Consider the following 25,915-nt stretch of genomic DNA (forward strand, 5'->3'; position numbering starts at 1 on the left):
TCACCTCTTACGGGGTTCCGGCACCGGATCGATGCCCCCCTCGCAGAACGGATGGCAGCGGGCGAGCCGCCGCACGGCGAGCCAGCCGCCGCGCACGGCCCCGTGCTCCCGCACGGCGGTCGCGGCGTAGGACGAGCAGCTCGGATGGAAACGGCAGGCCGCCGGCAGGAGCGGCGACACGAGCCAGCGGTACAGCTGGATCAGGGCGAGGAGCAGCCACCGGATCACGGCGCACCTCCCCCGTCCGCGGCGAGCTTGCGCCGCGCCGACGCGAGCGCCTCGCGGGCGCCGTCCAGGCCGACCGAATCGGCGCCGGACCGGGCGATCACCACCAGATCGACGGCAGGCCAATCGCCCGCCCTCGCCCGGAAGGCCTCCCTCACCCAGCGCTTGATCCGGTTTCGCACGACGGCGTTCGCCACCTTGGAGGAGACGGTGATGCCGAGCCGCGCCCTGCCACAGCGGTTCGGGAGGGCCAGTACCACCAGCTCGCGAGCGAAGAGCCGCCGGCCGCGATCCTGAACGGCCAGGTACTCCCGCCGGCGCCGCAGGTGCGCCGCCTTCCCGAACTTCACGCGAACGACCGCTACTTCTTCGGAGCCGAGACCGTGAGCCGCTTGCGGCCCTTGGCGCGGCGCCGCTTCAGCACGTTCTTGCCGGCGGCCGTGGAGGAACGCTTCAGGAACCCGTGAGTCCGGTTCCGCTTCACCTTCTTGGGTTGATAAGTCCGCTTCATGGCGCGGCAACCTCCCTGATCGGCCGCGCTCTGTCAAGGATCGCGCGGCCTTTGGCCCCCGCTCCGGGACCCACGCATCCCCACCGGTGCGGCACCTGGACAAAACCATCCTCTTTCCCGCGTGCTGTACGTCACCCTTGATCTGCTTTGCAGGCCGGGGCTAACTTGCGCCCGACCGATTCACCACCACGTCACCGGGCCGGGAACCCGCCCTTCACTCGAGCTACCGCCGAAGGCTGCTGATCGCTCAGCGGCACCGGCGATCTATGTCCCGGGGGAACGACTCGCATGGAATCACGAGCACGCATGGCTCCTTCCGAAGCAGAGGAAAAGTGGGCCCGGCTCGACGATCACCTCCGCGCGAGGCTCCGGGAGGACCTCTACGGCCGCTGGTTCCGCTCGCTGCGCCCGGTCGCCCTCGACGGTGAGCGGCTCGCCGTCGCGGCCCCGGACAAGTTCCACCGCGACTTCGTCGACGACAACTACCGCCACTGGTTCGACGAAGAGGTGATCCCGGGCGTGCTCGGCGAGCGCCTGCGCATCCAGTTCGTGGTGGACGACGCGCCCCGGCTGCCCTCGCCGGCGGCGAGCGCCCAGCCCTCGATCGCCCCGCCTCCCGTCGTCACTCCGGCCGCCGAGGCCGACGCCTTCTCGCGCGACGCCCGCCCGAACCCCCGCTACACCTTCGAGACCTTCGTGGTCGGCGAGTCGAACCGCTTCGCGGTCGCCGCCGCCCAGGCGGTCGCCGCCAAGCCGGGCAAGAACTGGAACCCGCTCTTCCTCCACGGCTCGTCGGGCCTCGGGAAGACGCACCTCCTCCACGCGATCGCCCACGCCATCCCGCTCGCCACCCCGGGCGCCCGCGTCGCCATCGTCTCGTCCGAGCGCTACACCAACGACTTCGTGGACGCCCTGTCCAAGGGCACCATGGCCGACTTCCGCAAGAAGTACCGGGAGTGCGGCGCGCTGCTCGTGGACGACGTGCAGTTCTTCGCCGGGCGCGAGAAGACGGCGGAGGAGTTCTTCCACACCTTCAACGCGCTCTACGAGCAGAACATCCAGATCGTCCTCTCGAGCGACCGCAGCCCCAAGGAGCTGAAGGGGCTCGAGGACCGGCTCTGCTCCCGCTTCGGCTGGGGCATGCGCGTCCAGATCGACACGCCGGAGTTCGAGACCCGCGCCGCCATCCTCAAGAAGAAGGCCGAGGTGGAGGCCATCGAGCTGCCGGACCTGGTGGCCGAGCTCCTCGCGACCCACATCCGCTCCAACGTCCGCGAGCTCGAGGGCGCGCTCATGCGCCTCGCCGCGTTCGCCTCCTTGAAGGCGGAGAAGATCACCGAGGCGCTCGCCCGCGACGTGCTCTCCGATCACATCCCGCCGCCCGGCTACAAGCCGTCGATCGAGAAGATCCAGGAGGCCGTGGCGCTCAAGAACGGGCTCACCGTGGCGAAGCTCACGAGCCCCTCGCGCGAGCAGAAGATCGCGCTTCCCAGGCAGATCGCGATGTTCCTCTGCCGCGAGCTGGCGAAGGACACGTACCAGACCATCGCCGAGAAGTTCAACAAGAAGGACCACACCACCGTCATCGCCGCGGTGCAGAAGGTCTCCGAGCTCTACGACACCGACTCGGCCGTGCGCGCCTCCATCGACGAGCTGCGCACCGTGCTCGGCGGTTCTTGATCGCCGGCATGTGGACAGCCTCGTGGACGGCGCCGGGGTCGGCGTGCGAACGGGGCGAGGATCGTCTGGGGATGGATCGGGCGCCTCCCCTCGCCACTTTCTCCACCGCGCGGCTCGGCTGTTTTCCCCACGAGTTTCCCGCTAAGATTCGCGAGTCGTTCTCGATGCTCCGGGGTCTTCTCCACAACGGGACGCTCCCTACGTCTTCTTCGGAATGAAAAGAGAAGAGAGGTTTCTCAAATGGAACTGAAGATCGCCTCCGCCGAGCTCGCGCGCGCCCTCGCCCGGTCCCTCGGCATCGTCGAGAAGAAGTCCACCATGCCGAGCCTCTCGCACGTGCTGCTCGAGGCGAAGAAGGACGGCGGGCTCAAGGTCTCGGCGACCGACCTCGACGTCACCGTCATCGGCGAGCACCGCTGCGAGGTCCTGAAGGACGGCGCCCTGGCCGTGTCGGCGCGCCACCTCCACGACATCGTCCGCTCCCTGCCCGGCGACCAGGTGACGCTCAAGCGCGCCTCGAACAACTACCTCGAGCTCAAGAGCGGCGCCTCCGAGTTCAAGCTGGTCGGCCTGCCCGCCGAGGACTTCCCGGCGCTGCCGCGCTTCGACAAGGTGAAGTTCGCGCCGCTCAAGACCGACCTCTTCATCGAGATGATCGAGCGGACCCAGTTCGCCGCCTCGACCGACGAGACCCGCTACAACCTGAACGGCGTCTTCTTCGACCCGTCCGAAGGGCTCCTCCGCATGGTGGCCACCGACGGCCACCGCCTCTCCCTGGCCGAGCGGAAGACCGACGCCGACTTCGGCCTGAAGAAGGGCGTCATCCTCCCGCGCAAGGGGCTCACCGAGCTCCGCAAGCTGCTCGCCGAGGGAGAGGAGGGCGACGGAACGCCGGTGGAGGGCGAGCTCGGCTTCGTCGAGAACAACGCCGTCTACCGCCGGCCGGGCGTGACCCTGATGATGCGGCTCATCGAGGGCGTCTTCCCCGACTACCGCCAGGTCATCCCGGCGCAGCAGGAGAAGATCTTCAACCTGAAGCGGGTGGACCTCCTCTCCACGCTGAAGCGCGTCTCCATCCTCTCCTCCGACAAGGCCCACGCGGTGAAGCTCGAGCTCGCGCCCGGGGCGCTCAAGGTGATGAGCCAGAACCCCGACCTCGGCGAGGCCAAGGAGGACCTGGCCGTCGGCTACGAGGGCGCGCCGCTCAAGATCGGCTTCAACGCCCGCTACCTCACCGACGTGCTCGAGGCGCTCGACGTCGAGAACGTCCAGGTGGAGCTCGCCGACGACCTCTCCCCGGGCGTCGTCCGCCCGGTGGCCGAGGAGGGCTACACCGCGGTCATCATGCCGATGCGCATCTGATCGATAGCGTTGCGTTGGGGGGGTGGGGGGGGAGAATTCTCCCCCCGATAGAGGCGCCGTCAGGCGCCGGAGCTCGACTCACGGCGGCCGCGGTGACTTTGGAGGCTCAGATGAACGGGTCGCCGCTGTGAGACTCCTCTCCCTCGCGATCCGGGACTTCCGCAACATCGCCTCGGCCGACCTCGCGCCGAGCCCGCGGGCCACCATCCTCATCGGCGAGAACGGCCAGGGGAAGACCAACCTCCTCGAGGCGGTCTACCTCCTCGCCACCCTGAAGCCGCTCCGGGCCGGGAGGCTCGCCGAGCTCGTCCGCTTCGGCGAGGCGAAGGCGGTGGTGTCGGGCGACTTCGCCGGTGCCGGAGGATCGCGCACCATCGCCGTCGAGGTGGACTCGACCGGCCGCCGGGCCACGGTGGACGGCAAGGCCCAGGACCGGCTCGACAGCTACTTCGAGGGGCTCGCCGCGGTCTGCTTCTCGCCCGACGACCTCTCGCTCGTGAAGCAGGGCCCGGAGGGGCGGCGGCGCTTCCTCGACCGCGCCGCGTTCAACCGCTGGCCGGCGGTGCTCGGGGAGGCCCGCGAGTACCTGCGGGCCCTCCGCTCCCGGAACGCGGCGCTCCGGGGCGCGGTGCCGGAGGTGGAGGCGAGCTTCCGGGAGCCGCTGGTCCGGGCCGGGGCGAGGCTCCTCCTGCGGAGGAGGGAGCTGCTGCGGGAGCTCACCCCGCGCGTCGCCGCCGCCTTCGCCGAGATCTCCGGCCCCGGCGCGCCGGCGGTGAGCCTCGCCTATCGCGGTGCCGGAGGACTGGAGCTAAGTGCCGGCGACGAGGCCGAACTCGGCGCCCGGCTTGGCGAAATCCTGGAGCGCCGGCTCGCGAGGGACCTCGAGCGCGGCTACACCAGCGCCGGGCCGCACATGGACGATCTCGTCCTCGGGCTGAACGACCGGGGCGCGCGGCTCTACGCCAGCCAGGGGCAGCAGCGGGCCATCGTCCTCGCCCTCAAGGTGGCCGAGATCGAGAACCTCCGGCACGCGCTCGGCCGCCCGCCGCTCCTCCTGCTCGACGACGTCTCCTCCGAGCTCGATCCGCAGAAGAACCGCTACCTGCTCGAGTACCTCGCGACGCTGCCGGCGCAGGCGTTCCTCACCGCGACCGACCGGCGCCTGCTCGAGCCGGCGGCGGGGCCGGAGGCCACCTTCTACAAGGTGGAGGCGGGGCGCTTCGGTCCGCTTTTTCCCTAGCCGGATCAGCCCCTTGCGACCGCTCGCGCCAGTTGCGGCAACCCCGTGGCTCTGGTATACCCTGTCGTTCGGCTAAGCCATGAATAATCCTGAGCAAACGACCGGTAGCACCGCCCCCCGTCCGGAGGAGCTCCCCACGCCCGAGCGGTCGGGCGCCGGCGCGGACGGCGCCACCAACGGGAACGGCGACTACGGCACCGACACCATCAAGGTGCTCGAGGGGCTCGAGGCGGTCCGCAAGCGGCCGCACATGTACATCGGCGACATCGGCGAGCGCGGGCTCCACCACCTCGTCTACGAGGTCGTGGACAACTCGGTCGACGAGGCGATGGCCGGCCGCTGCGACGAGATCAACGTCACCATCCACACCGGCAACTCCATCACGGTGGTGGACAACGGCTCCGGCATCCCGGTCGGCCCGCACCCGACCGTGCAGGGCATGGACACGCTCGACGTGGTCATGACCAAGCTCCACGCCGGCGGCAAGTTCGAGTCGAACGCCTACAAGGTGTCGGGCGGTCTCCACGGCGTCGGCGTCACCTGCGTGAACGCCCTCTCCGAGTGGCTCAAGGTCGAGGTCTACCGCGACGGCAAGGTCTGGGCGCAGCGCTACGAGCGCGGCAACCCGGCCGCCAAGGTCTCGCCCATCGGCGAGACGCAGCGCCACGGCACCAAGGTCTCCTTCAAGCCCGATCCGACCATCTTCGAGGTGAAGGAGTTCAGCTTCGAGACGCTCTCCGGGCGCCTCCGCGAGCTCGCCTTCCTCAACGCCGGCCTCAAGATCACCGTCGAGGACGAGCGCACCGGCAAGCGGCACGAGTTCCACTTCAAGGACGGCATCCGCGAGTTCGTCCGCTACCTCAACAAGAGCCGCGAGGCGCTCTTCGACCCGCCCATCGCGCTGCGCCAGGAGATCGAGACCGAGCGCGGCGCCGCCTCGGTCGAGATCGCGCTGCAGTGGAACGACGGCTACGACGAGAAGGTCTTCGCCTTCGCCAACAACATCCACAACCACGAGGGCGGCACGCACCTCGTCGGCTTCAAGGCGGCGCTCACCCGCACCATCAACGCCTACGGGACCAAGAACAACCTCTTCAAGGACCTGAAGGACGACGTCCCGTCCGGCGACGACATGCGCGAGGGGCTGGCGGCCGTCATCTCGATGCGCCTGCCGGGCGCGAGCTTCGAGGGGCAGACCAAGACCAAGCTCTCCAACACCGAGGCGAAGAGCATCGTCGAGCAGATGCTCAACGACCGGCTCAACGCCTTCCTCGAGGAGAACCCGCCCATCGCCAAGCGCATCTGCGCCAAGGTCTCCGAGGCGGCGCGCGCCCGCATCGCCGCCCGCAAGGCCCGCGAGACGGTGCGCCGCAAGGGGGCCCTCGACGGCGCCTCGCTCCCCGGCAAGCTCGCCGACTGCCAGTCCCGCGACCCGGCCGAGTGCGAGATCTTCATCGTGGAGGGCGACTCCGCAGGCGGGTCCGCCAAGCAGGGGCGCGACCGGCGCACCCAGGCCATCCTGCCGCTCCGCGGCAAGATCCTGAACGTGGAGAAGGCGCGCTTCGACAAGATGCTCGGCTCGGCCGAGATCGCGACCATGATCACCGCGCTCGGCACCGGCATCGGGCCCGAGGAGTTCGATCCCGACAAGGCGCGCTACCACAAGATCGTGATCATGACCGACGCCGACGTGGACGGCGCCCACATCCGCACGCTGCTCCTCACCTTCTTCTTCCGGCAGATGCCGGAGCTGGTGGAGAAGGGCTACCTGTACGTGGCCCAGCCGCCGCTCTACCGCGTGCAGAAGGGGAAGAAGGAGAACTACCTCAAGGACCAGGAGGCGATGGACGAGTTCCTCCTCTCCTTCGCCACCGCCAAGTCGTCGCTCGTCGCCGGCGAGGTGACGGTCGAGGGGTCCGACCTCAAGAAGCTGGCGCAGGACGCCATCGCCTACCGCGCCCTCCTCGACCGCGCCGACCGGCGCCGCGACGGGCGCATCGTGGACGCCGCCATCCAGGTGGGCGACCTCGACCTGGCGCTGCTCAAGGACCACGCCGCGCTCAAGCAGCAGGCCGACAAGATCTACGAGAAGGCGCAGAAGCTCCACCCGGAGCTCGAGGTCAAGGCGGCTCGCATCGAGCGCGACGCCGAGCACGACTGCGACCTGCTGCTCTTCGACACCACCGTGCAGGGCGCGCCGCGCGAGACCCGGCTCGACTTCGACTACCTCTCCGGCCCGGAGTGGACGGAGCTCTCCGCGCTCCACGCCAACGTGGCCGAGCTCGGGGCGGGGCCGCACCTCCTCAAGACCGACGCCGGCGAGGAGGAGGTGGACGACGTCTTCGCCGCGGTCGAGGCGCTCAAGCGCGCCGCCACCTCCGGCCAGACCATCCAGCGCTACAAGGGGCTCGGCGAGATGAACCCCGAGCAGCTCTGGGAGACCACCATGGACCCGGCCAAGCGGACGCTGCTCCAGGTCCGCGTGGACGACACCATCGACGCCGACGAGGTGTTCTCGGTGCTGATGGGCGACGCGGTGGAGCCGCGGCGCGAGTTCATCGAGAAGCACGCCCTCGACGTGCAGAACCTCGACATCTAGCCCGGCCCGCAGCGCCCACCGGCCGGAGACCGGAAGGACGACCCCATGCCGCGCACCGCCTTCGCCGCCATCGGCACCTACGTCCCGCCGCGCGTGGTCACCAACCACGAGCTCGCGACGCTCATGGACACGAGCGACGACTGGATCCGCCAGCGCACCGGGATCGAGGAGCGGCACTGGGTGGAGCCGGGCGTCGGCGCCTCCGACCTCGCGTGCGAGGCGACGAAGCGCGCGCTCGACCAGGCCGGCTGGCAGGCGAGCGACATCGAGGCCATCGTCTACGCCACCCTCTCGTCCGACCACATGTTCCCGGGCGACGGCTGCTTCCTCAACGCCAAGCTCGGCATCCCGGGCGTGCCCGCGGTGGACATCCGGAACCAGTGCACCGGGTTCCTCTACGGCCTCTCCATCGCCGACGCCTGGATCCGCACGGGCCAGTACCGGCGCGTGCTCCTCGTCGGCAGCGAGGTCCACTCCACCGGCCTCGACGTCTCCACGCGCGGGCGCGACACCGCCGTCATCTTCGGCGACGGCGCCGGGGCGGCGCTGCTCGAGGCGACCGACGATCCGGGGCGCGGCGTGCTCGCGACGCGCCTGCACGCCGACGGCCGCTTCGCGAGGGACCTCTGGACCGACGCGCCCGGCTCGGTCTACAGCCCGCGCGCCAACCAGGCGCAGATCGACTCCGGCGCCATCTACCCGCACATGGAGGGCCAGAAGGTCTTCAAGCACGCGGTGGTGAAGATGCCGGAGGTGGTGCGGGAGGCGCTCGACGCGACCGGCCTCACCGCCGCCGACGTGAAGCTCCTCGTGCCGCACCAGGCGAACCTGCGCATCAGCGAGATGGTGCAGCGGTCGCTCGGCCTGCCGGACGAGCGGGTCTTCAACAACATCCAGAAGTACGGGAACACCACCGCCGCCAGCATCCCCCTCTGCCTCGCCGAGGGCGTGGCGGCGCGCGGCGTGGCGCGCGGCGACCTCGTCGCCCTGGCGGCGTTCGGGGCGGGCTTTACTTGGGCCAGCGCGCTGGTACGCTGGTGAGACGGACTGCCCGAGTGTCGTAAGGGACGGCGCGCCCAGCGCGCGCCGGGAGAGGGCGGCCCCGGGCCTGGTGAGGAACCATGGCTCGACAGGTCACTGAGGCGTCGTCTAATGGCAGGACCGCAGACTTTGGATCTGCTCATGAAGGTTCGAATCCTTCCGCCTCAACCAAGCCGTGCGGGCGGGCCGAGAACCAGCGGGCGGAGCTGCGCTCGGCCGCCCGGCCGGAGCGCGTGCTCCTCGCCGCGCTCGGGCCGGTAGAGGCGGCCTTGCTCGCGCAGGTGGGCGAGGCGGTGCGCGTCGCCGCGGCGTGCCGGCCGGAGCGGGCGCCGGCGCAGGACCGGCCGAGCTACGCCTTCAACAAGGATCGGGGTCAGTACAACGCCGCCGCGGTGCTGCGCCGGCTGGCGGCGCTGCGCGGCCGGCGCGACGGGCTGCCGGTGCTCGGCATCACCGACGCCGACCTGTTCGAGCCGGAGAGCCCCTACGTGCTCGGCGACGCGGATCGGAGCGACCAGAGCGCGGTGGTGAGCCTGGCGCGGCTCCGGGGCGAGCAGCCGGTCCCGCCGGAGCAGCTCCGGCACCGCGTCGCGGCCGAGGCGGTCCACCAGCTCGGCCACCTCCTCGGGCTGCTGCACTGCCAGGACTCGCGCTGCGCCATGTACCCCTCGCAGCGGCCCTCGGACGCGGACCGGAAGCAGCCGGCGCTCTGCCGACCCTGCCGGGCGGCCGCCGGGCTGGAGGGGTGACGCCGCTCTGCCAGCGCCGCGCCGCCTCGTGCGGCGCCTGCTGCGGGCTCTACAACCGCGTGGACCACTCGCGCCCCGCGGTCGAGGCGATCCTGGCGCGCCACACCGAGGTGCTCGCCGGGACACCTCGGACGGAGCCCGCCTTCCGGACCGCCGCGGCGCGGCTCTCGGCCAAGGAGGAGGCGCCGCTCTTCCCCTCGGTGCGGCTCTGTCCCCTGCTCGGCTACCTCGACCCGGCGCGCTCCCGGATCGGCTGCCTCGCCCACCCGCTCGTCACCGGCGGCGCCGACCTCCGGACCTGCGGGGCCTACGACGTCCCGACCTGCGAGGGCTTCCTCTGCCCGAGCCACTCCTGGTTCTCGGAGGCCGAGGCCGAGCTGGTCGAGGCGGTCTGCGGGGAGGACTGGTACCTCTACGGGCTCACCGCCACCGACGTCCCCTTCGTCCGCGCCGCCCTCGGCGGCGTGGCCGCGCTGACCGGCGTGATGCCCGGCCTCCGGCACCTCGAGCCGGCCGCCCGCGAGGATCTCCGCGAGGATCTCCGGCACCGCGGAAATGCTGATTTCCGTAGGGCGATGCGGCGGCTGTTCGCGCTCAAGGAGGAGCTGCTCCCCGGGTCCGACGGGCTCTACGGCGCCTTCCGGCCCGGCCCGGACGGGGACCCCGTCCCGCGACAGATCGACTACGCCGCCCTGGGGCGCGACCGCGCCTCGGCCTACGACGCGCTCCTCACCTGCATGGGGGCCGACCCGCGCTCCGGCAATGACCTCGAGGCCCTCGAGGCCGAGGTCCGCCGGCGCCTCGACGCCTGCGCGCGGGCGATGCCCCGGGGCTGAGCCGGCCCCCGCCGGCCCGCGGGGGCGGCGCCGCGGCTACCGCAGCCCGGCCGCCACGATCTCGGCGACGTCCATCACCTTGAGCCGGTCCTCGCGCCCGGTCTCGTTGATGCCGTCCTTCACCATGGTGAGGCAGAACGGGCAGCCGGTCGCGACCACCCCGCCCGCCTCCCCGAGCGTGGCCGCCGCCTCGGCCACCCGGTTCTGATTCACCCGCGTCCCGAGCTTCTCCTCGAGCCACATCCGCCCGCCGCCCGCGCCGCAGCAGAAGCCCTGCCGCCCGCTGCGCGCCATCTCGACGAGGTCGATCCCCGGCACGGTGCGCAGCGCGTCGCGCGGCGCGTCCACCACACCGTTGTGGCGCGCGAGGTAGCAGGGGTCGTGGAAGGTGACCCGCGCCCCGCCGAGCCCGTCGGCCTGCGCCGGCGTGATCCGGCGCGCCGCGAGCAGCCCGGCGATGAGCTCGGTGTGGTGCACCACCTCGAAGCGGCCGCCGAACTGCGGGAACTCGTTCTTGATGGTGTTGAGGCAGTGCGGGCACTGCACCAGCACCTTCTTCACCCCGCGCTCGTGGAACTTGTCCACGTTGGCCTGCGCCTGCTGCTGGTAGAGGTACTCGTTCCCGAGCCGCCGGGCCGCCTCGCCGTTGCAGGTCTCCTCCTCGCCGAGGATGGCGAACTTCACGCCGGCGGCCCGCAGGATGCGCACGATGGCCCGCGACACCTTCTTCTGCCGGTCGTCGAACGCGCCGGCGCAGCCCACGAAGAAGAGGTACTCGAAGTCGCCGCCGTCCGCGGCTCGCGGCACCTCGAGGTCCTCGCACCACTCGGTGCGCCGGTTGGAGCCGATGCCCCACGGGTTGCCCTGCGTCTCCACCCCCTTGAACATGCGCGCCGCCTCGTCGGGGAAGGACGACTCGACGAGCACCTGGTGGCGCCGCAGGTCCACGAGCCGGGGGATGTTCTCGATGAGGACCGGGCAGGCGGTCTCGCACCAGCCGCAGGTGGTGCAGGCCCAGACCGTCTCGGCCGGGAGCACGTTGCCGACGAGCGGCGGGAGCGCGCCCGCGAGCGCCTCCTTCTCGGCCGCGTCCTTCGAGACCGCGAGCCGGGCCAGCTCCGGCGCCTTCTCGATGAGGTGGTGCTTCACCGCGCGGTTCACCTCCTTGTGCGAGAGGGGCTTGCCGGTCACGTAGGTGGGGCAGTGGGTCTGGCACCGGCCGCACTCGGTGCAGCTGTAGACGTCGAGCGCCTCCTTCCAGGAGAGGTCCTTCACGGTCTGCGTGCCGAAGCTCGCGGTCTCGCTCTCGAGGTCGAGCTTCCGGAGCGCCGCCGACGCGGGCGGCAGCGCGCGCAGGTAGACGTTCGGCAGGGCGGTGAGGATGTGGAAGTGCTTCCCGTAGGGGAGGAAGTTCCCGAAGGTGAGGATGATGGCGAGGTGGAGCCAGAAGCCGCCCAGCCCCACGAGGCGGAGCGTCTCCGGCGAGAGGTTCAGGAACGAGAAGAAGGCCGCGGCGATCGATCCGGCCGGCGCCCACCAGGTGAACGGTCTCCCCGCCGCCGCGAGCTCGGCGCCGTCGAAGGCCATGTCGGTGAGCATGAGCCCGATGATGAAGCCGAGGATGAGGTTGCCCTCCCAGGAGAGGGTGATCCGGTCCGGCCGGGTGACCGTGCGCCGGTAGAGGAAGGCGGAGGCGGCCACGAGAGCGCCGAGCACCATCACGTCCTTCACGAACCCGTAGGCCCGGCCGAAGGGCGCCTCGGGCGCGAGGAGGGGCAGGTGGAACCCCTCCGTGAACCCCACCCCGAAGAGCGTGATGGTCCGGAGCGCCAGGACGAGGAACGCGGCGAAGACGACGACGTGCAGGTAGCCCGGCCGCTTCTCGCCGGGATCGACCATCCGTTTCTGGCCGAAGCCAAACCGGAGCAGCGAGTCGAGCCGCTCGCCGCCGCGGTCGAGCCGGTCCTCCCGGCGGAGGGCGAGGAGCGGCAGGAAGCGGCGCGTCACGGTGAACGCGAAGAACGAGCCGGCGATGAGGATCAGGGCGGTGGTGGCGATCGGGCTCATGCAGGCGGGACGGTACGGGGGCCCTCCCGGGGGCACAAGAATCCTTTCAGGGTTCGCGCCGCGCCGCGTCACGTTCGGTACGGGTCAGCACCCGGCGTCATGGCGCGTTGCGGCAATTCGATGCCAAACGGGTTTTAAACGGACGATTTGCTTGCCAAACGAGCATGCTTTTGTTCGTTTGTTCGGCTGCACGTCCAGCCTTCTTTCAACCTTCCGTGGAGGCAGCCGATGTTGTCGCTCCGCCGCTACACCCCGACCCTCGCCGTTCTCGGGCTCCTCGCAGCCTGCACGCCCGACGTGAACCAGCACGCCAACCCGGCGAACGTCACCTACGCGGCCTTCGATCCCTCCGCCAGCCCGCCGGCCATCCCGCTGCCGAACGACCTCGCCCGCGCCAACGTGGCCGCGACGAGCGGCGCGCAGAAGGAGCTGCTCACCGCCTTCAACCAGGCGGGCGGCTTCCCGAACGACCAGGAGGTGGCGGTCACGGTGGACTTCTTCACCGAGGCGGTGACCGTGGCGCCGCGCGCCCGCACCGCGCCCGACCTCGACCTCACCACCTTCAAGGCGGCGCCCGGCGCCGGCGCGACCCTGGCGGTGTTCCAGGTCGCGCAGGGATGTCCGTTCGGGGCGGAGGCCGCCCAGGGAAAGACCTGCCAGCCCATCCTCGACCAGAATGGCAATCAGATTGCGCTGCCCGTTGCAATCGAGACCCTGTCCGCAGGCAATTACGTCAAGCTCGCCGATCACGGCACGCTCTCCATCTATCCGAAGAAGAACACCACCACCGGCGCTCGCCGCTGGCCGGCCGGGGGGAAGTTCGTCGTCGCCATCCGCGGCGGCGCCAGCGGCGTGAAGACCAAGGACGGGAAGGACATCCAGCCCGAGGCGGCGATGTACCTCCTCCTCCAGGACAAGAACCTCGCCGACCCGGCCAACCAGGCGCTGCTCGCCCTCAAGTACCCGGACCCCAAGACCGCCGCCGCCTTCGGCCAGCAGCTCGAGGCGGTCCGCGAGCCGCTCGTGCCGGCGTTCCAGCTCATGGACCAGGTCGGGATCCCCCACCGCGAGCTCGCGGTGATCACCGGCTTCACCATCGCCCCGGCTGCCGGCGCCGTGGTGCTCGCCGACCCGACCGCGGGCCAGATGCCGCTCCCCTCCGACTTCCTCATCGACCCGGCCACCAACCGGATCGTGAACAACCCGGCCTTCTGCGGGGGCAATGTCGACGCCAGCGGCAGCTGCCCCACTGCGGCCGGCCTCGCCACCCTCGACGGCTTCAGCACCACGGCCATGATCCTGGCCCAGACCTCGGGCCCGATCCGCGCCAACACCGTCAACAGCGCGAGCGTGCAGCTCTTCGACTTCTCCACCCCGAGCGCCCCGGCGCGGCTCTACGACCTCGTGGACGAGCTCACGACCGGCGGCGCGCACAAGGCGCAGTACGTCTCCGAGCCGCCGCCCATCACGCAGGAGGGGACCACCACCTCGGCCTGCGCCCCGGGCCCGAGCGGCTACGACGACGCCTGCGTCTCCACCGCCATCGGCCTCCAGCCCGCCATCCCGGCGCAGCCGCCGCTGCTCATCCACTCGGTCCCGCCGCTCAAGGAGGGGACGGAGTACCTCGTCGTCGTCACCAACAAGGTGAAGGACGCGAACGGCACCCCGCTCGTCCCGAGCACGCTCGGCAAGATCCTGCAGTTCAAGAACCCGGTCTCGGTGAGCGGCAAGTCGCAGCTCCCCGGCGTCTCCGACGCGCAGGCGGCCGGCATCGAGCAGATCCGGCTCGCCACGCAGGCTGGCGTCGCCGCGGCCGGCATCGACCCCACCACGGTGGTGATGGCCTACACCTTCCGCACGCAGGGCATCACCCACCCGGCGCTGCAGCTCGCGGCGGTGCCGTACTCCTCGACGGTGGCGCCGCTGATGGTGCCGGGGGCCCTCACTGCGGCGGCGCTGCCCCCCGGCGTCCCGAGCGCCAACGTGGCCGAGGTCTTCTCGGCGAAGATGCCGACCCTCAACCCCATCGACGCCACCACCGGCGCGCTCAACCCCGACAACACCAAGTGGACGCCGGGCTCGCTGAACGCCCTCGTGGTCGTGCCCGCCATCCTGGGCGCAACCTCGTGCACCGCCAGCCCCGGCGCCTGCGCCAAGCTGCCGCTCGTCGTGTTCCAGCACGGGCTCGGGCAGAACAAGACCAACGTCTTCGCCATCGCCAGCGCCCTCTCGACGGCCGGCTTCGTGACCGTCGCCATCGACGCACCGCTGCACGGTGAGCGCGCCTTCTGCGCCGCCGACGCCGACTGCGCCTGCGCGCCGGGCGTCACGAGCTGCGGCACGCCGAAGTGCACCCTCCCGGCGAGCGGGCTGAACAAGCTCTACCCCACAGGCACCTGCGGCACCGGCCAGGTGGCCACCTCCGGCAAGTACTTCGTGACGGCGAACTTCTTCGCCACCCGCGACGCGCTCCGCGAGGACATCCTCGACCACTCCGCCCTCATCGCCGCGCTCGCCCCGCTCTCGGCGGCGGCCGCCAACCCGGTCTCGACTGAGCTCGCCACGAAGGGCGTCGCCATCGACCCGACCAAGGTCTACTGGGTCGGCCAGTCGCTCGGCGGCATCCTCGGCACGCTCAACACCGCCGTGGACCCGCGCATCTCGAAGGCGGTCCTGAACGTGCCGGGCGGCACGCTGGTGGACGTCTTCACCAACTCGCCCACCTTCCAGCCGCAGCTCGCGCCCATCTTCGCCTCCATCGGCGTCACGGTGGGCACGCCGCAGTACCTGCAGGCGCTGCAGCTCGCGAAGTGGATCCTCGACGGGGCCGATCCCATCAACTTTGCCGGCCACCTCACCGGCGACGCGACCCACCCGACGCTGGCGAACCCGCTCTCCGCGACCGGCGCGGCGCAGTCCGGCAAGGCCATCTACGGGCAGTACGCGATCTGCGACCAGGTGATCACGAACCCCTTCGAAGCGTTCCTGTTCGAGCAGGCGGGGGTGACGCCGGGCGGGGCCAACCCGCTCACCGTCTACACCGTGGCCGGCGCGGGCACTCCGGGCGCGTGTACGCCGCCGAGCTCTGATCCGGCAACGAACAACCCCGCGCACGGCTTCCTGCTGAACGGCGTCGACCCCACCGCCACCGCGAACGGCCAGTCGGACGCGGCCGGGTGGCTGGCCGGCCTGCTCACCACCCCTCCCGCCACGCACTAGAGGACCGACCATGCGCAAGCCCATCACCGCACTTGCCCTCCTCGCGCTGCCCGTCCTCGCCCTCGCGAGCGGGTACAGCGTCCCCAACTACAACCCGCGCGACCTCGCGCTCGCCGACTCGGCGGTGGCCGCCCAGGACGGCGCGGCGGCCGTCTACCGGAACCCGGCCGCGCTCGCCGGCCTCGAGGGCGTGGACCTCGTGCTCGGCGGCAGCCTCATCGACCTGCGGAGCGACTGGACGGCGACCGCGGCGCAGCAGGCGGCCGGCGTGAGCCCGACCGCCGCCAGCATGTACCCGAAGGCCGTCTTCCCGCCGGGCATCTACGCCTCCTACGGCGGCGCCATCGCCGGCCACCGCTTCGGCGTGGGCGCCGGCTTCAACATCCCGGCGGGCGGCAACGTCTACTGGCGGAACGACTGGCCGGGCAGCACCGACATCATCAGCGTGAACCGGAAGGTGTACGCCGGCTACCTCTCCGGCGGCTTCCAGCTCGTCCCGGGGCTCAAGCTCGGCGCCGGCGTCGTCTACTACCGCACCACCGAGCTCCTCGACCGCTCGGTGGACTTCATCTCCACCCAGGGCTACGGGAAGCTCGGGACCTCGGGCGACGCCTGGAGCTACGACCTCTCCTTCGAGTGGACGCCGCTGCGCGACGTGCCGTTCACGATCGGCCTCGATTACAAGCACAAGGGCGATCAGAAGCTCACCGGCAACGCCACCTTCCTGAACGTCCCGCCGGCGCTGGCGGGGCAGGCGGCGGACCAGGCCGTCACCCATGAGCTGACGGTCCCGAACTACCTCAACGTCGGGCTCGCCTACCGGGTGGTGCCGCAGCTCCTCCTCACCGGCCAGTACTCCTTCGAGCGCTACGTCGTGTACCGGACCGACACGTTCCAGGGGAACCAGGGCGTCACCATCGAGGTGCCGCGCAGCTGGGGCAACGGCCACCTCTTCCGCTTCGGCGCCGAGTGGACCACGCCGGTGCAGGGGCTGACCGCGCGCGCCGGGTTCCTGCACGACTCCGGGGCCTCGGACGCGAACCACTACTCGCCGACCCTGCCGGACGCCTCGCTCTGGGCGGTCTCGGTCGGCGCCGGCTACGCCTTCCTGCCGGGCTGGTCGGTGGACGCGGCGTTCTTCCGGGCCATGTACGACACCGTGGACGCCACCAACTCGGTGAGCTTCCCGGGCGTCTACAAGGACAGCGCCAACGTCTACAGCATCGGCGTGAGCTGGCACGTGCCGGTCGGGCCGAAGCTGGCCCAGGACGACGGCCGCACCGCGGCGAACCTCTTCCGCTAGCCGGCGCGAAGGGCGAGACGCGAACGGCGGTGGCTCTCCGGAGCCGCCGCCGTTTTTCTTTCGGGCTCATGCGAGGTTGAAGCGCCGCGCGTACTCAGCGTAGGAGAATCTCCGGCACCGCTCGCCGGCGCGGGCGCAGCAGCCGCTTTCTGCCGGGAAGCCGCCGGGTTGGCGCACGGAACGGACCCAGGGTACGTGAGTCTCCGGCACCGTCGCCCGGCACCGTCGCCGGGACCGTCGGAACGGCACCGCCGGGCACCGCCGGGACAGGCACCGCCGCCTCGCCCTCAGTGCACCACCTGGCTCCCGCCCAGCCCCGAGCGCGACTCGATGTACCTCCGCAGGATCTCGAGGTACTCGCCCGCCTCGCGCGCCCCGCAGACCAGCCACTCCTCGCCGATGACCAGGGCGGGCACGGCCTCGACCCCGTTCTCCACCGCCTCCTGGTAGTCGTCGAGCACGGCGCGCTCGGTGCCGGGGGCGTGGAGGGCGGCGACGAACCGGTCCATCTGCAGCCCGCTCCGGGCCGCCACCTCGATGAGCACGTCGTGGCGGGACACGTTGAGGCCGGCCACCAGCGCCGCCTCCCGCAGCCGCTCCCGCAGCACCTCCTCCCAGTGCGCCCCCTGCATCCGGGCGGCGGCGAGCGCCACCAGCGCGGGCACGGAGCAGCTCGGCGCGTCCCCGGTCGTCCAGAGGTCGGGGGAGAGGAACGCGCCGTCCGGTTGCCGCGCCGCCTTGCGGACCTCGCGCGCCATGCCCCGCCGCTCGGCCGGGCTGGGGGCGGCCGGCTCGGGGCGCAGCGGGAACGGCGCGTGGCGGAGCGGGGCGAAGTAGCCGTCGAGCAGCTTCACCGCCTGCAGCACCCGCTTCTCGGCGAGCCAGCACCAAGGGCTCACGACGTCGCCGTACAGCGTCAGGTCCACCGGGAATGATTCGCGCGGGTTCGGGTTCACGGTGACGGCATCTTAGCGGCCACCCCGCCCCCCAGAAAGGGACGGCCGAGCGAGCTGTTACTCCCTAATGTACCGAAAAGACGGGACAAAGTGATCCCGGTCACGAGGGGCTCGCGGGGATCCCTCCCCACCTCCGAGGGGGCAACCCCGCGCAATCCGGGGGGAACGCGCGCCGACCCGCCGGTGCCGGAGGTGGAGGCGCACGGCAGGCCGACCGGCAGAGAATCTTCGCGCCAGGCCCGCCTAGATGAGCCGCCGCTTCGCCCACCCCGCGTCATGGGCCCGGGCGAACTCGAGCGCGTGCTCCACGTACTGCCGGGCGATGTCCACCCCTGTCACCGCCTCCAGCTCCTCGAAGCCGGGCGAGCTGTTGACCTCCATGATCTTCGGCCCGGTCCGCGACTCGAGCATGTCCACGCCGGCCACCTCGAGCCCGATGACGTGGACCGCCCGCACCGCCACCTCGGCGAACTCGGGCGGCAGCTCGATCCGCTGGCCCGAGCCGCCCCGGTGGATGTTGGAGCGGAACTCGCCGGTCCGGGCCTGCCGCCGCATCGCCGCCACCACCCGGTCGCCGATGACGAGCGCCCGCACGTCCCGCCCCCGCGACTCGGCGATCATCTCCTGCAGCAGGATCTCCTGCCCCATCGACCAGAGGGTGTCGAGCATCCCCTCCACCTCGACCATGGAGTTCGCGATCATCACCCCGACGCCCTGCGTTCCCTGGATGAGCTTGATGATGCAGGGCAGGCCGCCCACGTCCTCCACCGCCGCCGCCACCTCCTCGCGGTAGCGGCACATCACCGTGCGCGGGATGTCGATGCCGAAGCGGGAGAGGAGCTGCAGCGCCCGGAGCTTGTCGCGGGCCCGGGCGATGGGGATCGAGTTCGCGATCACCGGCACGCCCATCATGTCGAGCTGGTTCACCACCGCGAGCCCGTAGCCGGTGATCGAGGCGCCGATGCGCGGGATGACCACGTCGAGCCCGCTCACGTCCTTGCCGCGGTAGGTGAGGCGCGAGGAGCCGCGCGCCAGCACGAGGTTGCAGCGGAGCGTGTCGAGCACGCGGGCCCGGTGGCCGAGCTCGCCGGTCGCCTGCACGAGCCGCCGCGTCGAGTAGAGCTTCTTGTTGCGGGAGAGGATGCCGACGGTGAGCCGCTCCGCCGCCGGTGGCCTGGGGCGCGCGGCGCGCGGCGCGCGCGCGACGGGGCGCTTCTTCCTCTTCATGGGCGCTTCACCTTAATTGATCGCTTCCCGCCCGGCTGCTAGAAAACCGAGTCTTACCCGAGGGTCACCGTGGCTGCCGACTACAAGAGCACCGTCAACCTCCCGCGCACCGACTTCCCCATGAAGGCCAACCTGCCGCAGCGGGAGCCGGAGATCCTGCGCGACTGGGAGGAGCGGCGGGTCTTCGAGAAGCTCGTCGAGCAGAACGTCGCCCGGGGCGCGCCGCGGTTCGTCTTCCACGACGGCCCGCCGTACGCCAACGGCGACATCCACATGGGCCACGCGCTCAACAAGGTCCTCAAGGACGTCATCGCCAAGTACCGCAACATGAAGGGCGAGGCGTGCGACTACCTGCACGGCTCCGACTGCCACGGCCTGCCCATCGAGCTCAAGGTGGACAAGGAGCTCGGCCCCAAGAAGCGCGACATGGACAAGCCGGCGATCATCGCCGCCTGCCGCGCCTACGCGAAGAAGTGGATCAAGAAGCAGAACGAGCAGTTCCGCCGGCTCGGGCTCATGGGGCGCTGGGAGGGGTACGCCACCATGAACCCGCCCTACGAGGCGGAGATCGTCCGCACCTTCGCGCGGGCCGCCGAGAAGGGCTACCTGTTCCGCGGCAAGAAGCCGGTCTACTGGTGCATCACCGACCGGACCGCGCTGGCCGAGGCCGAGGTGGAGTACGAGGAGCACACCTCGCCCTCGATCCACGTCGCCTTCGACCTCCTCTCGCCCCTCCCCGACCCGAAGCTCGCTGGCAAGCCGGCGCGCCTCGTCATCTGGACCACCACCCCCTGGACCCTGCCCGCCAACCTCGCGGTCTCGGCCCACCCCGACTTCACCTACGTCGCCTACCAGCTCGGCGCGCAGGTGGTGGTGGTCGCGAAGGACCTCCTCCCCGCCTTCCTCGCGGCCTGCGCGCCCGAGGAGCTGAAGCTCGCCGACGCCCCCACGCCCCACACCCCGGCGGCGCACGAGGCGGCGACCGGCGGCGGCGGCGCCGTGGCCGCCGCGGCCCTGGCCCACCCGGAGCGGATCCTCGCCCACTTCGACGGCAAGGCGCTCGAGGGGCTCGAGTACCAGCACCCCTTCATCGACCGGCGCTGCCCGGTGATCCTGGGCGAGCACGTCACCCTCGAGGCCGGCACCGGCCTCGTCCACACCGCCCCCGGCCACGGCCAGGAGGACTACCAGGTCGGCCTGAAGTACGGGCTCGCGGTGCTCAACCCGGTGGACGGCGCCGGGCGCTTCACCGCCGAGGCCGGCAAGTACGCGGGCCAGAAGATCTTCGAGGCGAACCCGGTCATCGTGGCCGACCTCGCCGCGTCGGGCCACCTGCTCTCGAACCCCAAGGCCTCGCTCCGCCACAGCTACCCGCACTGCTGGCGCTGCCACCACCCGGTGGTCTTCCGCGCGACCGACCAGTGGTTCCTCTCGCTCGAGCACGACGAGCTCCGCCGCCGCACGCTCGAGGAGATCGACCGCGTGCGCTGGATCCCGAGCTGGGGGCGCGAGCGCATCTACTCGATGATCCAGAACCGCCCGGACTGGTGCCTCTCGCGCCAGCGCACCTGGGGCGTGCCCATCCCTGTCTTCTACTGCGACGGCTGCGACGAGCCGCTCGTCTCGCCGGCGGTGATGGGCCGGGTCGCCGAGGCCTTCGAGACCGAGGGCATCGAGGCCTGGTACCGCCACGCGCCGGCCGACTTCACCGGCGACGCGAAGTGCGCCAAGTGCGGCGGGACCCACTTCCGCCGCGAGCAGGACATCCTCGACGTCTGGTGGGACTCGGGCGTCTCCTGGGCGGCGGTGGCGGCGAAGACGCCGAGCATGGGCGTCCCGACCGACCTCTACCTCGAGGGCTCCGACCAGCACCGCGGCTGGTTCCACAGCTCGCTCCTCACCTCCATGGCCATCCGCGGCAACGCGCCGTACAAGGCGGTGCTCACCCACGGCTTCGTGGTGGACGGCCAGGGCAAGGCGATGTCGAAGAGCCTCGGCAACGGCATCCCGCCCGAGGACATCATCAAGAAGCACGGCGCCGAGGTGCTGCGGCTCTGGGTGGCGGCCTCCGACTACCGCGACGACGTGCGGCTCTCCGACGAGATCCTGAACGGCCTCGCCGAGGGCTACCGCAAGATCCGCAACACCCTCCGCTGGGCGCTCGGCAACCTCGAGGGCTTCGACCCGGCGCGCCACGCGCTGCCCGAGGCGGAGCTCCTGCCCATCGACCGCTGGGCGCTCTCGCGGCTCGCCGCCTGGGTGGAGAAGGTGACGCAGGCGTACGAGGACTACGAGTTCCACCTCGCCTACCACGCCACCATCCAGTTCTGCGCCGTGGAGCTGTCGGCCTTCTACTTCGACGTGATCAAGGACCGGCTCTACACCGCCAAGGCCGACGGCCCGGCGCGGCGGAGCGCCCAGACCGCGCTCCACGCGGTCGCGAGCGACCTCGTGCGGCTGCTCGCCCCCATCCTCTCCTTCACCGCGAGCGAGGCCTGGGGCCACCTCCCGGGCGAGAAGGCCGAGACGGTCTTCCTCGCCGGGCTCCCGAAGCGGGCCCGCCCCCAGGGCGCCGAGGCGCTCGAGGCGCGCTACGCGAAGCTCGCCGAGGTGCGCGCCGCCGTGCAGAAGGCGCTCGAGGAGGAGCGGAAGCAGAAGAAGATCGGCTCCGGCCTGGAGGCCATGGTCACCGTGACCGCCGAGGGGGAGCAACTCGCGCTCCTGCGCGAGGCGGCGGCCGAGCTCCCCACCCTCTTCATCGTGTCCAAGGTGGCGCTCGCCGAGGGGCCGTTCGCGGTGGCGGTCGCGCCGGCCCCCGGACGGAAGTGCGCCCGCTGCTGGGTCTACGCCGAGGACGTGGGCGCGAGCCCGGCCCACCCCGAGGTCTGCGGCAAGTGCGCCGCGGCGCTGGCATGAGGCTCGCCCCCAAGTGGCGGCTGCTCCTGGCGCTGTTCCTCGCGCTGGTCACGGCCGATCAGGTGACGAAGTTCCTCGCGGTGGACCGGCTCACCACCGCCTTCGACCGCGCCGGCGCGCACGGCCTCGGCGAGAAGGTGGCGGCGTTCTACGCCCTCGAGCACCTCGAGCCGTACGCGACGGCGCCCTTCTACGTCTGGTCTCCGGTCTGGCGGATGAACTACGTGGAGAACCCGGGCGCGGCCTGGGGGCTCTTCCGCGGGCTCTCCGACGGCGTGCGGAACGCCTTCTTCACCGTGGTCTCGCTCGGCGCGGTGGCGTTCATCCTCCACTACTACCGGCGGCTGCGGGAGGAGCAGCGCTACCTGCAGCTCGCCATGTCCCTCGTGCTCGCGGGCGCGGTCGGGAACTTCATCGACCGCATCGCGCGCCGGTACGTCATCGACTTCGTCGAGTGGTACTGGTGGAACCGGCCGGACATCCGCTGGCCCACCTTCAACGTGGCCGACTCGCTCATCGTGGTGGGGGTGGCGCTCCTGATGCTGCAGCCCTCGCGCCCGGCCGATCGGCCCGACCCCGTCTAGGACCATGCTCCCCATCCTCTTCACCCTGACCCTCCCGGGCCCGGCCGCGCTGGCGCTGGCCCTCGCCGCCGTGGTGGCGCTCGCCGTCGCGCGGGCCGTGAGCTACCGGCGCGAGTCGGCGAAGGGGCGCGTCGCCGTCTCCTTCGGCGCGGCGCTCTGGGACGACAAGCTCACCCTCGGGCTCCTCCTCGCCGGCCTCGGCGCGGCCTGGCGCGCCGGCCTCTTCGACGGTCCGGTGCGGCTGCCGCTCCACACCTACGGCCTCGCCATGGCGACCGCCTTCCTGGTGGCCATCCACGTCGCGCAGCGGCTCGCCCGGGCCGACGGGCTCGACCCGGATCGCGTGAGCGACCTCGCCTTCTGGCTCATCGTGGCCGCGCTGGTCGGCAGCCGGCTCTACTTCATCGCCGTGAACTGGGACGAGTACGTCGGGCCGGGCGCCGGGGTGGCGACCCCGCTCGGGCGCCTGCCGCGCCTCCTCGCCATCTGGGAGGGCGGGCTCGTCTTCTACGGCGGCTTCCTCGGCGCGGTGGCGGCCAGCATCGTGTACCTGCGGCGCCACCGGATGCCGTTCCTCGCCTACGCCGACGCGCTCATCCCCTCGGTGGCGCTCGGCCACTTCTTCGGCCGGCTCGGCTGCTTCGCCGCCGGCTGCTGCTGGGGCGGCGTCTCGCACGGGCACGTCCCGTGGCTGACCCGCTTCCCGCCCGAGTCGCTCGCCTACCAGACCTTCGCGGCCCGGCCCAACGCGGCCGAGCTGCTCTCGCCCGATCGGCTGAGCACCCTCCCCGTCCACCCCACCCAGCTCTACGAGGCCTTCGGCGAGCTCGGCCTGTTCCTCCTGCTCGTCTTCGTGGTGCGGCCGCGGCGCCGCTTCACCGGGCAGGTGCTCGCGAGCTGGCTGCTCGCCTACGCGGTGCTGCGGTCCCTGGTGGAGGTCTTCCGGGGCGACGTGGAGCGCGGGCTCGTGGCCGGCTTCGGCGTGGGGCAGTGGACGTCGCTCCTCATCTTCGCGGCGGGGGCCGCCCTCTTCGCCTGGGGCCGGCGGCAGGCCGGCGCGGCGGCCCGGCCGGCGGCGATTTGATCGCCGGGTCCCGGCGCCGCTAGACTCGCAGGCGCGTGACCCGTCCTCCCAACGGCCCGCCGGGCGGTCCCGGCGCTCCCGGCGACCGCGCCCGCGACCAGAGCGCGGGCGAGGCGCTCTCCGACGAGTGCGACCAGGTCGAGCGCGACATGGACGAGCTCCGGGCGCGCTACGAGCTCTACTTCCTCGGCGTGGAGCGGGTCGAGCCGGTGCGCGATCGCGCCGTGCTGAAGCAGCAGGTGAACCGGCTGCTCACGGCCTTCACGCGCAACGCCGGCCTGCGCTTCCGGGTCCAGGCGCTGCACGCGCGCTTCATCTCCTACGAGCGGCTCTGGATGCGGAACTCCCGCGAGCGCGAGGAGGGCACGTACCGGCGCGACCTCTACAAGGCGCGGCGCCGCGCCGGGCGCGATCCTGCGGGCGGGTCGAGGCCGGCCCGCGCCGGCGCCCCTGCCCCCGCCGCGCCCGGCAGCGACGCGGCGCCGGAGAGCGCCGTCGCTCCCGCGGGAGCGGCCGAGCCGGGCCCGCCGGCCGCGCTCACGGCCGCCGCGACCGGGTCGCCCCGCCCCGCTCCCCCTGCCCCTCCGATCCGCCCGCCCGGCATGGCGCCCCCCGCGCTCGCACGGCCGCCGCCAGGCGCCGGAGAGGATCCGCGGGTGCGCGCGCTCTACGACGCCTACGTGGACGCGAAGCGGCGCTGCAACGAGGACGTGTCGCGCATCACCTACGACGCCGTGGCGCGCACCGTCGCCCAGCAGACGCCGCAGCTGCGCGAGCGGCTCAAGGCGAAGGACATCGACTTCAAGGTCGTGATCCAGGACGGGCGGGCCGTGCTGAAGGCCGTGCCGAAGGGCTGAGATACCGTCACGCCGGCGCACGCGGGGCGCGGGGCGACGCCCGAGCGGCCCCGGCACACCGGCGCGGCGCGGGGGTGCGCTTCGGCGGCGGCAGAGACCGGCCTCGGCCCGCGCGGCTCGACCCGGCTCGATCCCGGCCACCCCCCGGGGCGCTGCCGCGCGGTCGTCCGGTGCCCAGCCTTTGCTCGCGAGCGGCCCGGGAGAGCGCGGGCGCGAGGGAGGTGTCCGTGGGAGGGCGCTTGGCCTGGTTGGCGGCCGTCTGCCTGGTCGCCGGGTGGGTGGCGACGCGGGGCGCGGCGGCGGCGGAGCTGTCGAGGCTGACCGTGCCTCCCGCCGAGGCGGCCGGCGCGCTCGCGCGCGACGCCGAGGACGGGAGGCGGCTCGGGGCGCAGGTGGCCGCGCTGCAGGAGCGGCTCCTCGCCGACGGGGCGCGCGTGCGCTTCTGGCGCGAGCTGCAGGCGCGCCACGAGGGCGTGACCTCGGTGACCTGCGCCAACCTCGCGAGCCACGCCGAGGCGATGGCGCGCGGCGAGGGCCGGCGGCGCGCCGTCGAGCCGCGCCGCAGGCTCGCGACCGCGAAGTTCGAGCCGAGCGCGCGCTGAGGCGCCGCCTCCGGGGCGGCCCGCGCGGCGCGCCCCTTTCCATTTGCGTTCCGCCCCTCATCGATCGTAAAAGACCGGACCTCGGCGGGCCCCTCGGGGCCCGCGGACGGCCGGAGCCCGGGTAGCTCAGTCGGTAGAGCAGGGGACTGAAAATCCCCGTGTCGGTGGTTCGATTCCGCCCCCGGGCACCACTTTATCTGAGCTCGTACAGTGGCCCATCAGACCCAAGGTCTGGTGGGCTTTCGGTTTTTCGGGCGGTCGTGGACCAGAGGCGGGAGGGCGGGTCCGCAAGGGGGGCGAGCACCTGGGCTGATGGAGGGCGGCCCGGCCGCGTCGCGCCGTCATCGCTGCACGCATGACGGGGGATGCGGCCAGGTCAACACCTCGACCGCGGTCCGACGAACGAGGTCGACTGCGTAGGTGTGATTCCGCTCGTTGGTCACGATCAGCCTGTCGCCCTCGATTCGGGCTGAGTTGATGGCGACGTCTTGAACGTCGCCCTCCATGCGAGGGTTCAACCATACTTCGTAGAGTTGGATGGACCAGAGGAGCGCGTTCGTCTTCTCGTCCCGGGCCTGGACCAGCCCGCTCTTGATCCAGGTGCCATCGTCGTCGGTGAAGTGCGGGAAGACGTACCTGACCCCTGCTTGGATCACGGGTGGCACTTTCTTCGGGACCGCGCGCTTTGCGTGGGCGGCTGTCGGCGGCAGGAGAGCGAGGAACAGCACGAGACCAAGAGCGAGTCGCATGTCATTCCCCCTGCGAAGCTGGCGAAGCGCGATCAACGGCACACCTCTGCGCAGGCGTCAATGGGCGTCGGACTCGCGAACCAACCAACATCGGCTCCGGGGAGAGGG

General features: G+C 71.7%; 21 protein-coding genes and 2 tRNA genes. 16 read left to right on the top strand and 7 right to left on the bottom strand.

What is annotated here, in order from left to right; all coding sequences use genetic code 11:
- From yidD to rpmH, 3 genes are read right to left on the bottom strand one after another with little or no spacing between them, the layout of a single operon-like run.
- Positions 1-228, bottom strand: coding sequence for a membrane protein insertion efficiency factor YidD (gene yidD / locus AMPC_RS14475; RefSeq protein WP_248341991.1), 228 nt, complete (start codon positions 226-228; stop codon positions 1-3).
- On the bottom strand, positions 225-575 hold the full coding sequence (gene rnpA / locus AMPC_RS14480; protein WP_248341992.1) for a ribonuclease P protein component: 351 nt from the start codon (positions 573-575) through the stop codon (positions 225-227). The genes yidD and rnpA overlap by 4 nt, the downstream gene beginning before the upstream one ends.
- A gap of 11 nt (positions 576-586) precedes the next feature.
- On the bottom strand, positions 587-736 hold the full coding sequence (gene rpmH, locus AMPC_RS14485) for a 50S ribosomal protein L34 (RefSeq protein ID WP_248341994.1): 150 nt from the start codon (positions 734-736) through the stop codon (positions 587-589).
- Between the two features lie 306 nt (positions 737-1,042).
- Here rpmH and dnaA point away from each other — a divergent pair, with 306 nt between their 5' ends.
- The 8 genes from dnaA to AMPC_RS14525 all read left to right on the top strand — a co-directional run bounded on the left by dnaA (position 1,043) and on the right by AMPC_RS14525 (position 10,243).
- Positions 1,043-2,416: a chromosomal replication initiator protein DnaA gene (gene dnaA, locus AMPC_RS14490; protein ID WP_248341995.1), complete on the top strand. Its 1,374-nt coding sequence runs from the start codon at positions 1,043-1,045 to the stop codon at positions 2,414-2,416.
- Between the two features lie 240 nt (positions 2,417-2,656).
- Positions 2,657-3,778 carry a DNA polymerase III subunit beta gene (dnaN, locus tag AMPC_RS14495; RefSeq protein WP_248341996.1) on the top strand — a complete coding sequence of 374 codons (1,122 nt, stop codon included), beginning with the start codon at positions 2,657-2,659 and terminating at the stop codon, positions 3,776-3,778.
- Positions 3,779-3,905: 127 nt separating this feature from the next.
- Positions 3,906-5,018 carry a DNA replication/repair protein RecF gene (recF, locus tag AMPC_RS14500; RefSeq protein ID WP_248341998.1) on the top strand — a complete coding sequence of 371 codons (1,113 nt, stop codon included), beginning with the start codon at positions 3,906-3,908 and terminating at the stop codon, positions 5,016-5,018.
- Positions 5,019-5,229: 211 nt separating this feature from the next.
- Complete coding sequence (gene gyrB / locus AMPC_RS14505; protein ID WP_248346331.1) at positions 5,230-7,617, top strand: DNA topoisomerase (ATP-hydrolyzing) subunit B; 2,388 nt, start codon at positions 5,230-5,232, stop codon at positions 7,615-7,617.
- 45 nt (positions 7,618-7,662) lie between these two features.
- On the top strand, positions 7,663-8,658 hold the full coding sequence (locus AMPC_RS14510) for a 3-oxoacyl-ACP synthase III family protein (protein WP_248341999.1): 996 nt from the start codon (positions 7,663-7,665) through the stop codon (positions 8,656-8,658).
- 97 nt (positions 8,659-8,755) lie between these two features.
- Positions 8,756-8,829, top strand: a tRNA-Gln gene (locus AMPC_RS14515).
- 98 nt (positions 8,830-8,927) lie between these two features.
- Positions 8,928-9,407 carry a zinc metalloprotease gene (locus AMPC_RS14520; protein WP_248342001.1) on the top strand — a complete coding sequence of 160 codons (480 nt, stop codon included), beginning with the start codon at positions 8,928-8,930 and terminating at the stop codon, positions 9,405-9,407.
- Positions 9,404-10,243 (top strand): hypothetical protein, encoded by an 840-nt coding sequence (locus tag AMPC_RS14525; RefSeq protein WP_248342004.1) that lies wholly within the window; start codon positions 9,404-9,406, stop codon positions 10,241-10,243. The genes AMPC_RS14520 and AMPC_RS14525 overlap by 4 nt, the downstream gene beginning before the upstream one ends.
- Positions 10,244-10,279: 36 nt before the next feature.
- On the opposite strand, the gene AMPC_RS14530 is transcribed toward AMPC_RS14525, so the two are convergent.
- Positions 10,280-12,310: a (Fe-S)-binding protein gene (locus AMPC_RS14530; RefSeq protein ID WP_248342007.1), complete on the bottom strand. Its 2,031-nt coding sequence runs from the start codon at positions 12,308-12,310 to the stop codon at positions 10,280-10,282.
- A gap of 228 nt (positions 12,311-12,538) precedes the next feature.
- Here AMPC_RS14530 and AMPC_RS14535 point away from each other — a divergent pair, with 228 nt between their 5' ends.
- Together AMPC_RS14535 and AMPC_RS14540 are read left to right on the top strand one after the other, a co-directional pair.
- Positions 12,539-15,529, top strand: coding sequence for a hypothetical protein (locus tag AMPC_RS14535; protein WP_248342008.1), 2,991 nt, complete (start codon positions 12,539-12,541; stop codon positions 15,527-15,529).
- 10 nt (positions 15,530-15,539) lie between these two features.
- A complete protein-coding gene (locus AMPC_RS14540) occupies positions 15,540-16,832 on the top strand; it encodes an OmpP1/FadL family transporter (RefSeq protein ID WP_248342009.1) in 1,293 nt (430 codons plus the stop codon).
- 287 nt (positions 16,833-17,119) lie between these two features.
- Here the strand turns inward: AMPC_RS14540 and AMPC_RS14545 are convergent, their stop codons facing one another.
- Entirely contained in the window at positions 17,120-17,788 is a 669-nt protein-coding gene (locus AMPC_RS14545) for a DsbA family oxidoreductase (RefSeq protein WP_248342010.1), read from the bottom strand.
- A 243-nt stretch (positions 17,789-18,031) separates the two neighbouring features.
- Complete coding sequence (locus AMPC_RS14550) at positions 18,032-19,015, bottom strand: ATP-grasp domain-containing protein (RefSeq protein ID WP_248342012.1); 984 nt, start codon at positions 19,013-19,015, stop codon at positions 18,032-18,034.
- A gap of 120 nt (positions 19,016-19,135) precedes the next feature.
- Here AMPC_RS14550 and AMPC_RS14555 point away from each other — a divergent pair, with 120 nt between their 5' ends.
- The 6 genes from AMPC_RS14555 to AMPC_RS14580 all read left to right on the top strand — a co-directional run bounded on the left by AMPC_RS14555 (position 19,136) and on the right by AMPC_RS14580 (position 25,249).
- A complete protein-coding gene (locus AMPC_RS14555) occupies positions 19,136-21,931 on the top strand; it encodes an isoleucine--tRNA ligase (RefSeq protein ID WP_318654328.1) in 2,796 nt (931 codons plus the stop codon).
- Positions 21,928-22,515, top strand: a complete 588-nt coding sequence (lspA, locus tag AMPC_RS14560; RefSeq protein WP_248342015.1) for a signal peptidase II — start codon at positions 21,928-21,930, stop codon at positions 22,513-22,515. Before AMPC_RS14555 ends, lspA begins: the two co-directional genes overlap by 4 nt.
- Before the next feature lie 4 nt (positions 22,516-22,519).
- Positions 22,520-23,599, top strand: coding sequence for a prolipoprotein diacylglyceryl transferase (lgt, locus tag AMPC_RS14565; protein WP_248342016.1), 1,080 nt, complete (start codon positions 22,520-22,522; stop codon positions 23,597-23,599).
- Between the two features lie 35 nt (positions 23,600-23,634).
- Entirely contained in the window at positions 23,635-24,456 is an 822-nt protein-coding gene (locus tag AMPC_RS14570) for an MXAN_5187 C-terminal domain-containing protein (protein WP_248342017.1), read from the top strand.
- A 239-nt stretch (positions 24,457-24,695) separates the two neighbouring features.
- Positions 24,696-25,058, top strand: coding sequence for a hypothetical protein (locus AMPC_RS14575; RefSeq protein ID WP_248342019.1), 363 nt, complete (start codon positions 24,696-24,698; stop codon positions 25,056-25,058).
- 115 nt (positions 25,059-25,173) lie between these two features.
- Positions 25,174-25,249, top strand: a tRNA-Phe gene (locus AMPC_RS14580).
- A 150-nt stretch (positions 25,250-25,399) separates the two neighbouring features.
- On the opposite strand, the gene AMPC_RS14585 is transcribed toward AMPC_RS14580, so the two are convergent.
- A complete protein-coding gene (locus AMPC_RS14585) occupies positions 25,400-25,843 on the bottom strand; it encodes a hypothetical protein (RefSeq protein ID WP_248342022.1) in 444 nt (147 codons plus the stop codon).
- Positions 25,844-25,915: the final 72 nt, after the last annotated feature.

It is taken from the genome of Anaeromyxobacter paludicola (genome assembly GCF_023169965.1).
GTDB lineage: Bacteria > Myxococcota > Myxococcia > Myxococcales > Anaeromyxobacteraceae > Anaeromyxobacter_B > Anaeromyxobacter_B paludicola.